The 12,500-nt window shown below is 69.3% G+C and carries 13 protein-coding genes; 6 read left to right on the forward strand and 7 right to left on the reverse strand.

Going from position 1 to position 12,500, the window contains the following annotated elements; all coding sequences use genetic code 11:
* The first annotated feature begins 58 nt into the window (after window positions 1-58).
* Window positions 59-634, forward strand: a complete 576-nt coding sequence (locus PIQ37_RS07650; protein ID WP_342073006.1) for an alpha-ketoglutarate-dependent dioxygenase AlkB family protein — start codon at window positions 59-61, stop codon at window positions 632-634.
* A 290-nt stretch (window positions 635-924) separates the two neighbouring features.
* Here PIQ37_RS07650 and PIQ37_RS07655 read toward each other — a convergent pair whose 3' ends face one another.
* From PIQ37_RS07655 to PIQ37_RS07670, 4 genes are all read right to left on the reverse strand, one after another.
* Window positions 925-1,599 carry an ABC-type transport auxiliary lipoprotein family protein gene (locus PIQ37_RS07655; RefSeq protein ID WP_342073007.1) on the reverse strand — a complete coding sequence of 225 codons (675 nt, stop codon included), beginning with the start codon at window positions 1,597-1,599 and terminating at the stop codon, window positions 925-927.
* Window positions 1,596-2,522: an MlaD family protein gene (locus PIQ37_RS07660; protein ID WP_295936670.1), complete on the reverse strand. Its 927-nt coding sequence runs from the start codon at window positions 2,520-2,522 to the stop codon at window positions 1,596-1,598. The genes PIQ37_RS07655 and PIQ37_RS07660 overlap by 4 nt, the downstream gene beginning before the upstream one ends.
* A 4-nt stretch (window positions 2,523-2,526) precedes the next feature.
* On the reverse strand, window positions 2,527-3,348 hold the full coding sequence (locus tag PIQ37_RS07665) for an ABC transporter ATP-binding protein (RefSeq protein WP_342073008.1): 822 nt from the start codon (window positions 3,346-3,348) through the stop codon (window positions 2,527-2,529).
* Between the two features lie 76 nt (window positions 3,349-3,424).
* Complete coding sequence (locus tag PIQ37_RS07670; protein WP_010340194.1) at window positions 3,425-4,537, reverse strand: ABC transporter permease; 1,113 nt, start codon at window positions 4,535-4,537, stop codon at window positions 3,425-3,427.
* Between the two features lie 100 nt (window positions 4,538-4,637).
* Between PIQ37_RS07670 and PIQ37_RS07675 the strand changes: the two genes are divergently transcribed.
* Window positions 4,638-5,897 carry a threonine/serine exporter family protein gene (locus tag PIQ37_RS07675; RefSeq protein ID WP_043093281.1) on the forward strand — a complete coding sequence of 420 codons (1,260 nt, stop codon included), beginning with the start codon at window positions 4,638-4,640 and terminating at the stop codon, window positions 5,895-5,897.
* A 58-nt stretch (window positions 5,898-5,955) separates the two neighbouring features.
* Here PIQ37_RS07675 and PIQ37_RS07680 read toward each other — a convergent pair whose 3' ends face one another.
* From PIQ37_RS07680 to PIQ37_RS07690, 3 genes are all read right to left on the reverse strand, one after another.
* A complete protein-coding gene (locus PIQ37_RS07680) occupies window positions 5,956-6,420 on the reverse strand; it encodes an H-NS histone family protein (RefSeq protein WP_342073009.1) in 465 nt (154 codons plus the stop codon).
* A 249-nt stretch (window positions 6,421-6,669) separates the two neighbouring features.
* A complete protein-coding gene (locus tag PIQ37_RS07685; RefSeq protein ID WP_342073010.1) occupies window positions 6,670-8,364 on the reverse strand; it encodes a proline--tRNA ligase in 1,695 nt (564 codons plus the stop codon).
* A gap of 89 nt (window positions 8,365-8,453) precedes the next feature.
* Window positions 8,454-8,846 carry a DUF4124 domain-containing protein gene (locus PIQ37_RS07690; RefSeq protein ID WP_342073011.1) on the reverse strand — a complete coding sequence of 131 codons (393 nt, stop codon included), beginning with the start codon at window positions 8,844-8,846 and terminating at the stop codon, window positions 8,454-8,456.
* A gap of 77 nt (window positions 8,847-8,923) precedes the next feature.
* Between PIQ37_RS07690 and pssA the strand changes: the two genes are divergently transcribed.
* The 4 genes from pssA to PIQ37_RS07710 all read left to right on the forward strand — a co-directional run bounded on the left by pssA (window position 8,924) and on the right by PIQ37_RS07710 (window position 12,452).
* The gene (gene pssA / locus PIQ37_RS07695; RefSeq protein ID WP_017913906.1) at window positions 8,924-9,700 is read left to right on the forward strand and encodes a CDP-diacylglycerol--serine O-phosphatidyltransferase; all 777 of its coding nucleotides are present in this window, start codon (window positions 8,924-8,926) and stop codon (window positions 9,698-9,700) included.
* Window positions 9,701-9,714: 14 nt separating this feature from the next.
* Window positions 9,715-10,191 (forward strand): alanine acetyltransferase, encoded by a 477-nt coding sequence (locus tag PIQ37_RS07700; protein ID WP_342073133.1) that lies wholly within the window; start codon window positions 9,715-9,717, stop codon window positions 10,189-10,191.
* On the forward strand, window positions 10,188-10,676 hold the full coding sequence (rimI, locus tag PIQ37_RS07705; RefSeq protein ID WP_017907927.1) for a ribosomal protein S18-alanine N-acetyltransferase: 489 nt from the start codon (window positions 10,188-10,190) through the stop codon (window positions 10,674-10,676). Before PIQ37_RS07700 ends, rimI begins: the two co-directional genes overlap by 4 nt.
* A gap of 621 nt (window positions 10,677-11,297) precedes the next feature.
* Complete coding sequence (locus PIQ37_RS07710; RefSeq protein WP_153752129.1) at window positions 11,298-12,452, forward strand: pectate lyase family protein; 1,155 nt, start codon at window positions 11,298-11,300, stop codon at window positions 12,450-12,452.
* Window positions 12,453-12,500 lie beyond the last annotated feature (48 nt).

The following is a 12,500-nucleotide window of genomic DNA, read 5'->3' on the forward strand; positions in this document are numbered from 1 at the left end:
GAAGGGGCAAATTCCGCACGCCGGCGTATGGTGGTGGCCGGCATGCTAGCGTGGTGCGATGGAACTGGACCTGCCTGGCGCCGATCTGCGCTGGTATCCCGAGTGGCTGGACCCGGCCGCGGCGGCGGCGCTGTGCGCGCAGTTGTTGCGGGACGTGCCATGGGAGGTGCACCGGATCCGCCTGTTCGGCAAGCTGGTCGATTCGCCGCGGCTGAGCTGCTGGATCGGCGATGCCGACGCCAGCTACCGCTATTCCGGCACCCGCTTCGCGCCACATCCGTGGCCAGAGGCGCTCCTGCCGCTGCGCGCGCGCTTGGCGGCCGAGACCGGGGTGGCGTTCAACAGCGTGCTCGCCAACCGTTACCGCGACGGCCGCGACGCCATGGGCTGGCACAGCGACGACGAGCGCGAACTCGGCCCGATGCCGGTGATCGCCTCGCTGAGCCTGGGTGCGACGCGTCGCTTCGTGCTGCGCCATCGTCAGGAGCCGGCACTGCGCCAGGCGCTGGAACTGACCTCCGGCGGGCTGCTGCTGATGGCGGGCGACACCCAGCGCCTGTACCGGCATGCGCTGCCGCGCACGGCCAAGCCGGTAGGGGAGCGGGTCAACCTGACGTTTCGCAAGATCGTGTGATGGCGCATCCCTTCTCCCTCCGGGAGAAGGTGCCCCGAAGGGGCGGATGAGGGTACGAGTTGCCAGGGAAGCGTCTGGAGGAGATGGCTCCCTGGCCGCCGCACCCTCACCCCCGACCCCTCTCCCGGTGGGAGAGGGGAGCAAAGCTGTGATCCCTTCTCCCTCCGGGAGAAGGTGCCCCGAAGGGGCGGATGAGGGTACGAGTTGCCAGGGAAGCGTCTGGAGGAGATGGCTCCCTGGCCGCCGTACCCTCACCCCCATCCCCTCTCCCGGTGGGAGAGGGGAGTCAATCAGCGCCGCGGCGGCTTCGGGCTGGCCGGCGGCGGCACGCTGGGCGCCAGCGCGGTGGCGGCATCGGCCTGGCCCTGCTGCAGGGTCCAGCCGACCACGTCGTGGCCGAGTTGCGACAGCGCCTGGCCGAAGGCGTCGACCACCTGCGATTCGGCGGTGCCGGCGGCGGGTTCGGTCACCAGGAAGGTGCGCGAGGCGACCACGCGCTGGTCGGCGCTGTACAGCAGCTTGGCGTTGAGCTCGATGGTCGCCGACGGCACCGCGCGCCCGGCGTAGTCCGATTCGAAACGGCGCAGGTCCAGCAGCAGCTTGTAGTCGGCGCGGATGCCGGTGCCGAGCCGGGCCACGCCCGGAATGCGCCCGGAATCCTCGAACGCGCGCAGCAGCATGTCCTCGAGCATGTCGGTGGCCGGCTGCGCCCAGCTGACGCCGCCGTACACCTGCAGCTCGTCGGGCGTCGGCCGCACCGCGATGCGCGAACTGTCGACCACGCGCGCGGCGCTGGGCTTGGTCAGCGCCAGTTGCCAGCTCACCTGCGGCCAGGCCGGGTCGGCGGTGACCCGCACGTCCGGCGCGTAGATCGTCACCGGCTCCTTGTTGCCGCCGGGCAGCGAGCAGCCGGCCAGCAGCAGGGCCGGCACGGCGAGCAGGAGGAAGGCGCGCATCGGCTTCATTTGGGTTTGAACTCCTTCGGGGCGTCGCGGCCGAGCAGGTAGCGCGCGGGGTTGTTGTCCAGCCGGTCGCTGACCCGGCGCAGGTCGCGGATCAGGCCGCGCAGTTCGGTCAGGGTCGGGCCGAGCTGGCCGAGGCCGTCGTTGGCGAAGCTGTTGATCGCCGAGCGGTTCTCGCCAAGGATCTTGTCGGCATTGCCGGCGGCCGAATCCAGCTTGCTCAGCGTGTCCTCCAGCTTGTTGAGGATCGGCGGCAGCTGCTGCACCAGGTTCTGGTCCAGGCGCTGGATGGTGCCGTTGGTGGTCTTGAGCGTGGTGTCCAGATTGCGCGCGGCGTCGCGCGCGCTGACGATCAGCGACTGCATGCCCTGATCGCGGTCGGCCAGGCCGCCGCTGATGGTCTCCAGGTTGTGCAGGGTGGCGGTGATGCTGGCGACGTTGCGGTCGCTGAGCACCTCGTCCAGCCGCTCGACGATGCGGTTGGCGGTGTCGGTGATGTTCTGCAGCGCCGAGGGCGTGGTCTGGATGATCGGCGCATCGCTGTTGTCGATCGAGGTCAGCGCCGGCGCTTCCGGGGTGCCGCCGGAGAGCTGGATGATCGACGGGCCGGTCAGGCTGGTGATGCCCAGCTTGGCGCGGGTGTCGCTCTTGATCGGCGTGGTCGAGTTGACCCGGACCCGGGCCACCACCTGGCGCGGATCGTTCGGCGCCAGGGTCAGCTCGGTGATCGAGCCCACCGCGATGCCGTTGTACTGCACCGGGCTGCCGACCGACAGGCCGGTCACCGCCTCGCGGAACACCACGCGGTATTCCTGCCAGGTGCGGTCGGAGGAGTACTTGGCGGCCCAGAGTCCGAACAGCAGCAGCGCGATCCCCACCACGATGGTGAAGGCGCCGATCAGCACGTAATTGGCTTTGGTTTCCATGGGCTCAGGGGGTCTCGGTCCAGGCGGTCTTGGCATCGCGCGCGGCGCGGGCGCGCGGGCCGTGGAAATACTCTTGGATCCACGGATGGTCCACTTGCTCGATCTCGGCCAGCGGCGCGTTGGCGATGACCTTGCGGTCGGCCAGCACCGCCACGCGGTCGCAGATAGCGTACAAGGTGTCCAGATCGTGGGTGATGAGGAACACGGTCAGGCCCAGCGCTTCCTGCAGGGTGCGGATCAGCCGGTCGAAGGCGGCCGCGCCGATCGGGTCCAGCCCGGCGGTGGGCTCGTCCAGGAACAGCAGCGGCGGATCCAGCGCCAGCGCACGCGCCAGCCCGGCGCGCTTGCGCATGCCGCCGGACAGCTGCGAGGGCAGCTTGTTCAGCGCATCGGCGGGCAGGCCGGCCAGCTTCACCTTCAGCAGCGCCAGTTCGTAGTGCCAGCTGTCGGGCAGTTCGCCGAAATGCTCCTTCAGCGGTACCTGCACGTTCTCGCCGACGGTCAGCGAGGAGAACAGCGCGCCGTCCTGGAACAGCACGCCGGTATTGCGCTCCACGTGCAGGCGATCGGCGCGGCGGCCGGAATCGGTATCCACGCCGAGCACCTGGATCTTGCCGGCATCGGGCTCGCGCAGGCCGAGGATGGTGCGCATCAGCACCGACTTGCCGGTGCCCGACCCGCCGACCACGCCGAGGATCTCGCCGCGGCGCACGTCCAGGTCCAGCTCCTCGTGCACGGTCTGGGTGCCGAAGCGATTGACCAGGCCACGGACCGAGATGGCGAGTTCTTGCTCGGGATTCGGGATTGGGGATTCGGGATTGGTCAAAGCAACAGCTCCCGCACGGGCGCGCAGCGCCCGGCTTCAACCAATCCCCAATCCCGAATTCCGAATCCCTGCTCCATCACCACCCCATGTTCATGAACCACAGCGCAGCGATCGCGTCGATGATGATCACCAGCGAGATCGTCTGCACCACGCTGGAGGTGGTGCGCTCGCCGACGGACTGCGCGGTGCCTTCCACGCGCAGTCCCTCCAGGCAGCCGATCAGGCCGATCACGATGGCGAAGATCGGCGCCTTGGACAGGCCCACCAGCATGTGCCGGATCTGGATGGTGTCGTGCATGCGCGCCAGGTACATCTGCGGCGGGATGCCCAGGTCGAAGGCGCCGACGGTGACGCCGCCGGCCAGGCCGGCGATCATCGCCACGAAGGTCAGCAGCGGCAGCATCAGCAGCAGCGCGACCAGCCGCGGGATCACCAGCAGGTCCATCGGGTCCAGTCCCAGGGTCTGGATCGCGTCGACCTCTTCGCGCGCCTTCATCGCGCCGATCTGTGCGGTGAAGGCGCTGGCAGTGCGCCCGGCCAGCACGATCGCGGTCAGCAGCACCGCGAACTCGCGCAGGAAGGCGATGCTGACCAGCTCCACCACGTAGATCTCGGCGCCGAAGTCGCGCAGGATCGTGGAGCCGAGGAAGGCGATCACCGCGCCGACCAGATACGACAGCAGCGCCACCAGCGGCACCGCGTCCAGGCCGACCTGCTCCATGTGGTGCACGGTGGCGGTCAGGCGGAACCGGCGCGGCGCGTGCAGCAGCCGCAGCAGCTTGACCAGGGTCTCGCCGAGGAAGCCGACCAGGGCGACGATTTCCTTGCCGTTGCGGTGCACCGCGTAGCCCAGGCGTTCCAGCGCCGCGGCGAAACCGTAGTCGCGCTTGCGCTTGGGACGGTCGTCGGCCACGTCCTCGATGGTCGAGACCAGTGCGCGGTGGTCCTGGCGGAAATCCAGCGCCTCGTGGGCGATGCCGTTGCGGGTGGCGTAGCGCATCAGTTGCAGCACCCCGGCCGAATCCAGCTGGCCGATGCCGCTGGCATCGATGCCGGTGGTGCCGGCCGGCATGCCGCGCAGCACTTCCGAGGACGCCAGGGCCGTGGCCAGGGTCCAACTGCCGGTCAGCCGCACCCGCGAGGGGTCTCGGTCGTCCTGGCTGAGTTTGGGCGGTTGCGGTTCGATCATGGGGGCGTCCGGTGCGCGAGCATACCTGTTTCGCCCGTGTTGCAGATGTGGTGATCGCGACGGGGTGGCCGGGCGCGGCGTTCGCGCCATACTAGCCGACATGCCCGCCGCTCCCACCGTCAGTCCCTCCGCCAACGCGACCTACGCGCAGCGCATCGCCTTCGTCTCCGACATCGCCGGGCGACTGCACACCTACGGCACCACCGCGCAGCGGCTGGAGGCGGCGGTGGTGGCGCTGGCGCAGCAGTTGGACCTGGATTGCGAACCCTGGTCCAACCCGACCGGGCTGATCCTCAGCTTCAGCGACCCGACCAAGGCGATCGGCTCCAGCGACATCACCCGCGTGGTGCGGCTGGCGCCAGGCGACAACGACCTGCACAAGCTCAGCGTCGCCGACCGCATCGCCGACGACGTGGCCAGCGGGCGCATGAGCGTGGCCCAGGGCCACACCGCGCTGCGCCAGCTGGATCAGCCGCCGGGGCGGCGCTGGATGGCGATGCAGGTGCTCGGCTTCGGCCTGGCCGCGGCCGGCGTGGCCGGGCTGTGGCGCCTGCCGTGGCTGGATATCGCCACCGCCACCGCGATCGGCCTGCTGATCGGCGTGCTCACCCAGCTCACCGACAAGCGCCCGGCGACCAAGGAAGCCAACGACGCGCTGGCGGCGTTGCTGGCCGGTTTCGTCGCGACCCTGGTGGCCAGTTTCGTGGCGCCGCTGAATCTCAATACGGTGATCATCGCCTCGCTGGTGGTGCTGCTGCCGGGTATGGCGCTGACCAATGCGGTCAACGAACTCACCAGCCAGCACTGGGTCTCGGGCACGGCGCGCTTCGCCGGCGCGGTCACCACCATCGTCAAGCTGACCGTCGGCGCGGTGATCGCGGTGACCCTGGCGCAACTGCTGGGCCTGGAGCCGATGGTGCGGGCGTCGCGGCCGCAGCACGGCTGGGTGGAATGGGCCTCGCTGCTGGTCGCCGCCTACGCGTTCGCACTGCTGTTCAAGGCCAGCCTGCGCGATTATCCGTTCGTGATGGCGGCCTCGGTGGCCGGCTACGCGATCGCGCGCTTCGCCGGCGACGCCTGGGGCAGCCCGGTCGGCATCTTCCTGTCGGCGATGGTGTTGACCGCGGCCGGCAACCTGTTCGGACGCATCGTGCACCGGCCGGGCGCGCTGGTCCGGTTGCCGGGCATCATCATGCTGGTGCCCGGGAGTGCCAGCCTGCGCGGGCTGTTGACCCTGGTCCAGCAGCAGGACGTGCTCGGCGGGCAATCGGCGCTGCTGACGGTGACCAATATCGTGATGGCGCTGGTCGCCGGCCTGCTGTTCGGCAATCTGTTGGTACCGGCGCGCAAGAATCTTTGAATGCGGTATAAAAAAACGCCGGCATGCGCCGGCGTTTCGACTGCGGTGCCGTGGCGGATCAGGCCTTCGGCGCAGCGCTCTTGCTGGCCTTCTTGGCGACGCGCTTGACCGCCTTCTTGGCGGTCTTCTTGGCCGGCGCGGCGGATTTGGCGGCGCCGCCGGCGATCAGGAAATCGTCGACCTTCTTGCCCTTGGCGACCAGATCGGCCAGCCAGCGCGGCTGCTTGCCACGGCCGGTCCAGGTTTCGGCGGCATTGGCGGGATTGCGGTATTTCGGCGGAACCTTGCCCAGTTTGCGGCCCGGCTTCGGACCCGGCTTGCCGGCCTTGCGGCCACGCGGGGCAGCGGCGCCACCGCCAAAGACTTCCTCCATGCTGTAGCCGTGGCTCTTGGCCAGGCGGGTCAGCTGGGTGCGGACCTTGGCGATGGGAGTGCGCTTGGCGACGATGGACTGCTGCTTCTTGGCGGTCTTGATGAGCGCGCCCAATTGCTTGGCCGACAGGCCGCTGAGATCGATGGTCATCTTTACTCCGGAAAATGGGTGGTGGCCTTCCGCCATTCCCTGGCAGCGCAGAATCATAATGATGCGGAATCGCCTTGACAAATATCCGGCTTATTCGCGCCGGGTATTTCCAGTCGCAATGGCGTTGGAATATGTCCTTATGGATCCATGCCGGGCGTATTCAATTGCGCCGATACCCGCCTGGTTTCCCCCATAAGGCGTGACGGCGGCGTAAAGAAAAAGGGCCGGGATATCCTCCCGGCCCTTTCGTCATGCCTGCAGGCGTGCCAGCAAGGTGCTTCGATCCAGGTGTTCGGCATCGCCGCCGCTGCGCGCGCGATATTCGAAGGTGCCGGCGGCCAACCCCCGCTCCGAGACCACCACCCGGTGCGGAACGCCGATCAATTCGATATCGGCGAACATCGCGCCGGGGCGCAGGCCGCGGTCGTCCAGCACGGCATCCAGCCCGGTTTGCTGCAGCTCCGACAGCAGCGCCTCGCCGGCGGCGTCGACCGCCGGATCGCGCTTGGGATTGATCACGCACACCGCCACCGTCCACGGCGCCATCGGCTGCGGCCAGCGGATGCCGGCGTCGTCGTGGTTCTGCTCGATCGCCGCAGCGACGATGCGGGAAATGCCGATGCCGTAGCAGCCCATCGCCAGCGTCACGGTCTTGCCGTTCTCGTCCACCACGGTGGCGTCCAGCGCCTGCGCATACTGGCGGCCGAGCTGGAACACATGGCCGACCTCGATGCCGCGGGCCAGGCGGATCTCGCCGCCGTCGTGGGCACGCTCGCCCTCGACCACGTTGCGCAGGTCTGCGACGGCGTCCGGTTCCGGCAGGTCGCGGCCCCAGTTGACCCCGGCCAGGTGGAAGCCGCGCTCGTTGGCGCCGACCACGAAGTCGGCCAGCGCCGCGACGTCGCGGTCGGCGACCACGCGGATCGGCTGGCGCGGACCCAGCGGGCCGAGGAAGCCCGGTTCGCTGCCCAGGTGCGCGAGGATCTCGGCCTCGCTGGCCATGCGGTAGCCGGCCAGGCCGGCGACCTTGCCCAGCTTGATCTCGTTGACCGTGTGATCGCCGCGCACCAGCGCCAGCACGAAGGTCTCGCCGGCCATCACCGCCACCGACTTGACCGTGCGCTGCAGCGGGAGGCCGAGCAGCTCGGCCACCGCCTCGCAGGTCTTCTGGGTGGGCGTGGCGACCTTGCGCAGTTCCTCGCTCGCCGCCGGGCGCGGGGCCGGCGCCGCAGCGACGGCGGCTTCGACGTTGGCCGCGTAGTCCGAGCCGGTGGAGAACGCCAGCGAATCCTCGCCGGAGGCGGCCAGCACGTGGAATTCCTGCGAGGCGTCGCCGCCGATGTCGCCGGAATCGGCCTGCACCGCGCGGAACTGCAGCCCCAGGCGGGTGAAGATGCGGGTGTAGGCCGCCTTCATGTTCTCGTACTCGCGCGCCAGGTCCTCGTCGCTGATGTGGAACGAGTAGGCGTCCTTCATCAGGAACTCGCGCGCGCGCATCACCCCGAAGCGCGGGCGGATCTCGTCGCGGAACTTGGTCTGGATCTGGTAGAAGTTGACCGGCAACTGCTTGTAGCTGCTCAGCTCCTGCCGCGCGAAATCGGCGGCGGCCTCTTCGGCGGTCGGGCTGTAGCAGTAGTCCTGTTCCTTGCGGTCCTGCATGCGCAGCATCAGTCCGCCGAACTTGCTCCAGCGCCCGGTGGCGTCCCACAGCTCGCGCGGCTGGATGGTCGGGAACAGCACTTCCACCGCGCCGGCGCGGTTCATTTCCTCGCGCACCACCGCTTCCACCTTGCGCAGCACGCGCAGGCCCAGCGGCGACCAGGTGTACAGGCCGGAGGCGAGCTTGCGGATCATGCCCGCGCGCAGCATCAGCTGGTGGCTGACCAGTTCGGCGTCGGCCGGGGTTTCCTTGGTGGTGTGCAGGTGGAACTGGGAAAGGCGCATCGAGGGGCTTCGCAGACGGCGGGTCGCCCATTTTGCCAGTCATTGCCGGCGCTGCGGGCATCGCCCGCGGCCGGCTCCGCGTGGTCGGCTTACTTGGCGGGTACGGCGGCCGGGGTGCAGTAGGCCTTGATCGCGGCCTCGGCCAGGGCCTTCTGTGCGCCGCGTTGGGATTCGTCCAGTTCCCCGTCCGGCTTGCCGTCGCCATCGCTGTCGGTGGTGATCTTGCCGGGCTTGTCGAGGATGTCCAGGTTCTTGCGTGCGGTCAGGCACTTGGCGTTCTCGGCCGGGGCCGCCTCGGGTGTCTCGGCCGGGGCGTCGCCACGGGTGTCGACCTTGCGCACCTGGTACTTGCCGCCGGGGGGCGGGGTCTCGGCATAGTGGGTGACGCCCTGCGCGTCCTTCCATTGGTACAGGGTGGTGGCGCCGAGCATGCCGCTGACGGCGAGCAGGGGCAGGCAGCAAAACCGGGGCAGGGCGCGCATCTCGGTCTCCAGGGCGCGGCGGGAGCGCCGATTGCAGCACCCGCCGACGGGCCTGGCAAGTCGATTAGACTGGCGGGATGGACCCATCCCGACCGCCCCCCCGTTCGCGCACCATCTACCTGCTGCCGAACCTGTTCACCACCGCCGGCCTGTTCTCCGGTTTCTACGCCATCATCGCCGCCGCCAACGGCCAGTTCGTGCACGCCAGCGTGGCGGTGTTCGTGGCTGCGGTGATGGACGGGCTGGACGGGCGCGTGGCGCGGCTGACCGGCACCAGCAGCGAATTCGGCGTGCAGTACGACTCGCTGGCCGACCTGGTCAGCTTCGGCATGGCGCCGGCGCTGGTGATGTACCACTGGTCGCTGTCGGCGCTGAAGTTCGACGGCAGCATGCTGGGCCGGGTCGGCTGGTCGGCGGCGTTCCTGTACGCAGCCTGCGCCGCGCTGCGCCTGGCCCGCTTCAACACCCAGGTCGGCACGGTCGACAAGCGCTGGTTCGTGGGCCTGGCCAGCCCGGCCGCGGCCGGGCTGATGATGGCCTTCGTGTGGTCCTTCGCCGACGGCTCGCTGGGCTGGGACGGCGAACAGCTGCGCTACGTAGCGCTGGGCCTGACCGTGACCGCGGCGCTGCTGATGGTCAGCCGCATCCGCTTCTGGAGCTTCAAGGGCAGTGGCGAGAAGGGGCCGCGCACCGATCGGGTGCCGTTCCTGATGCTGGTGCTGGCGCCGATCGTGCTGGCGGTGCTGGTCATCGACCTGGCCCGGGCGCTGCTGGCGATCGGCGTGCTGTACGCGCTGTCCGGCCCCTGCCTGTGGCTGTGGCGGCGCTGGCGCAAGGTGCCGGACGCGGCATGAGCGAGCCCGCGTCCATGCATGCGCCGTTGTGGTCGGCCGAGCAGGTCGGCTGGCTGCAGGCGCTGGGCCACACCGTGTACGTGGATGCCGCGGCCGTGGTCGAGCCCGAGCCCATCCCGTCGCCGGCGACCGAGCCGGCGCCGCCGGTGCAGCGCGCGCCATCGGCATCGGCGCCGCCGCGTGGCGGCCATGCCGCCGACATGCCGGCCGGCGACGCACCGGAACGGCGACGGACGCCGGCACCACCGGCACCGGCGGTGCAGCCGGATTCCGTGCGTGCGGTCCCTGCGGCAGGTGCGCGCCGGGTCGGCCTGCGCCTGCCCGACCGCCTGCAGATCGCCCTGCTGCGCGCCTCCGGCCTCAATCCCAACGATCCGGCCACGCAGGCGCTGATGGCGACCTGGCCGCTGGACGAACTGCGCGGCAATGCGGCGGCCAAGCGCGCGCTGTGGCCGCAGTTGCGCGCGCTGCGCAAGCGGGCGCCGCGATGAGCGCACTGGGGTCGGCATCGGCGCCCACGGCCACGCTGCGCGCCTTGCGCGAGGCCGATCTGGACGCGGTGATGGAGATCGAGCGCCGCGCCTATCCGTTCCCCTGGACCCGCGGCATCTTCCGCGACTGCCTGCAGGCCGGTTACCCGGGCTGGGTGCTGGTGGAGGAGGGCACGATCGTCGGCTACGGCGTGATCAGCGTCGCCGCCGACGAGGCGCACATCCTCAACGTCTGCGTGGCGCCGGAGCGGCAGTCGCGCGGCTACGGCCGGCTGCTGCTGCGCGCACTGATCAAGTACGGCGTCGATCTCGGCGCACGCCGGGTGTTCCTGGAAGTGCGGCCGTCCAATCCCAATGCGATCGCGCTGTACCACAGCGAAGGCTTCAACGAGATCGGCCGGCGCCCGCGCTACTACCCGGCCGCGAACGGCCGCGAGGACGCGCTGGTGATGGCGATCGAGCTGTTCTTCGACGGCATGTCCTGAGTTCCTGCGCGTCCGCCGCGGGCGGCGTGCGGTTTCGCTCGAGTGCTGCCGCCTGGGTGCGCAAGGCGTCGGCGCAAGCGCCGGTGTAGCTGATGCCGGCCTTGCTTCCGGCCGGTGCGGCGGCGCTGCGCCGCATGCGCCCCGCAAGCTGATCCTGGCGATTCCGCTGCAGGCGGTCGGCGGGGTGTCGGCAGTGTTCGTTGCGGCAATCGCACCTGCGTGCTGTGCGTCGATCGGCGATGACGGGTACGCGTCGCCACCTGCCTGTTGCGGTTTTCCTTGTACTTTCGCGCAGTCGCAGGCGGCTTCCGCAATGTCGCCTTCTGTCGGTGGGACAGCGTTGTTGTCCCGCAGCGATGGCGCCGCGGCGCCCTGGCGTGCGCGGGCGATTCGTGCGACGCGGCTCACACATCGTGCGGTTGGATCGTGCGTTTCTCCATCGCCTCTTTACACGCGCCACGCGCTCCCTACAGTGCGCGCCTCTTCGGCGCCTGCCTCCCACGAAGGCATGACCCGCAGTTGTCCGAGGGGACAGCGATCGCGCAGGCGTCGCCGTGCATTCCGCTGCTGCGGAGCGCGCGCGCCTGCGTCCAAACCACGCACGCTCACGAGGTTTCCAGGATGACCACGCAGTCCCTCATCGCTTCATCGCCGCGCTCGCCGCTGCGCACGTTTGGCCTGGCCCTGTGCCTGGCCGGCCTCGCCGGCGCCGCCCATGCCGACGCCAGCCTGGAGGTCGCCAGCACCGGCTGGGCCACGCAGAACGGCGGCACCAAGGGCGGTTCCAAGGCCGCCGCGGCCGACGTCTACAGCGTCAGCACCGCGGCACAGCTGAAGGCCGCGCTGAAGGCCAGCGCCGGCAGCAACGGCCGCATCATCAAGGTCAACGGCATCATCGACATCAGCGAAGGCACGCCGTACAGCACCACCGCGGACATGAAGAGCCGCGCGCGCCTTGACGTGCCCACCAAGACCACGCTGATCGGCGTCGGCAGCAACGCCGAGATCCGCGAGGGCTACTTCTACGTCAAGGCCAACGACGTGATCGTGCGCAACCTGACCATCGAGAATCCATGGGATCCGCAACCGGTGTGGGATCCGAACGACGGCAGCGCCGGCAACTGGAATTCCGAATACGACGGCATGACCATCGAGGGCGCCAGCAACGTGTGGGTGGACCACGTGACCTTCACCGACGGCCGCCGCACCGACGACCAGAACGGCACCGCCAACGGCCGCCCCAAGCAGCACCACGACGGCGCGCTGGACATCAAGAAAGGCGCCAACTACGTCACCGTGTCGTACTCGGTGTTCAAGTCGCATGAGAAGAACAACCTGATCGGCTCCAGCGACAGCGCTTCCAGCACCGATAGCGGCAAGCTCAAGGTGACCATCCACAACACCCTGTTCGAGAACATCTCCGCGCGCGCGCCGCGGGTGCGCTTCGGCCAGGTGCACCTGTACAACAACTACCACGTGGGCAGCACCAGCAACGCGGTGTATCCGTTCTCCTATGCGCACGGCGTCGGCAAGGAATCGAAGATCTTCTCCGAGAACAACGTCTTCGACATCAGCGGCGTGAGCAGCTGCGACAAGATCGCGGCCGACTACGGCGGCAGCGTCTACCGCGATTTCGGCTCGCTGCTCAACGGCCAGGCGCTGACCTGCTCGTGGAACAACAACATCGGCTGGACCCCGCCGTACACCTATTCGCTGCTGCCGGCCAACAAGGTGGCCGCGGACGTCAAGGCCAAGGCCGGCGCCGGGAAGCTCTGAGGCATTCGCTACGCCGCCGCCTGGAAGGCCGGGCGGCGGGGTGGTGGT

It is taken from the genome of Xanthomonas protegens, from assembly GCF_038442435.1.
In the GTDB taxonomy this organism is placed as follows: domain Bacteria; phylum Pseudomonadota; class Gammaproteobacteria; order Xanthomonadales; family Xanthomonadaceae; genus Xanthomonas_A; species Xanthomonas_A sontii.

Coding starts and splice junctions, on each gene's coding strand:
- pssA (WP_017913906.1), top strand. CDS start 8,924: ATGGACCCATCCCGACCGCCCCCCCGTTCGCGCACCATCTACCTGCTG.
- PIQ37_RS07685 (WP_342073010.1), bottom strand. CDS start 8,364: ATGCGCCTTTCCCAGTTCCACCTGCACACCACCAAGGAAACCCCGGCC.
- PIQ37_RS07670 (WP_010340194.1), bottom strand. CDS start 4,537: ATGATCGAACCGCAACCGCCCAAACTCAGCCAGGACGACCGAGACCCC.
- rimI (WP_017907927.1), top strand. CDS start 10,188: ATGAGCGCACTGGGGTCGGCATCGGCGCCCACGGCCACGCTGCGCGCC.
- PIQ37_RS07680 (WP_342073009.1), bottom strand. CDS start 6,420: ATGACCATCGATCTCAGCGGCCTGTCGGCCAAGCAATTGGGCGCGCTC.
- PIQ37_RS07655 (WP_342073007.1), bottom strand. CDS start 1,599: ATGAAGCCGATGCGCGCCTTCCTCCTGCTCGCCGTGCCGGCCCTGCTG.
- PIQ37_RS07710 (WP_153752129.1), top strand. CDS start 11,298: ATGACCACGCAGTCCCTCATCGCTTCATCGCCGCGCTCGCCGCTGCGC.
- PIQ37_RS07650 (WP_342073006.1), top strand. CDS start 59: ATGGAACTGGACCTGCCTGGCGCCGATCTGCGCTGGTATCCCGAGTGG.
- PIQ37_RS07660 (WP_295936670.1), bottom strand. CDS start 2,522: ATGGAAACCAAAGCCAATTACGTGCTGATCGGCGCCTTCACCATCGTG.
- PIQ37_RS07700 (WP_342073133.1), top strand. CDS start 9,715: ATGCATGCGCCGTTGTGGTCGGCCGAGCAGGTCGGCTGGCTGCAGGCG.
- PIQ37_RS07690 (WP_342073011.1), bottom strand. CDS start 8,846: ATGCGCGCCCTGCCCCGGTTTTGCTGCCTGCCCCTGCTCGCCGTCAGC.
- PIQ37_RS07675 (WP_043093281.1), top strand. CDS start 4,638: ATGCCCGCCGCTCCCACCGTCAGTCCCTCCGCCAACGCGACCTACGCG.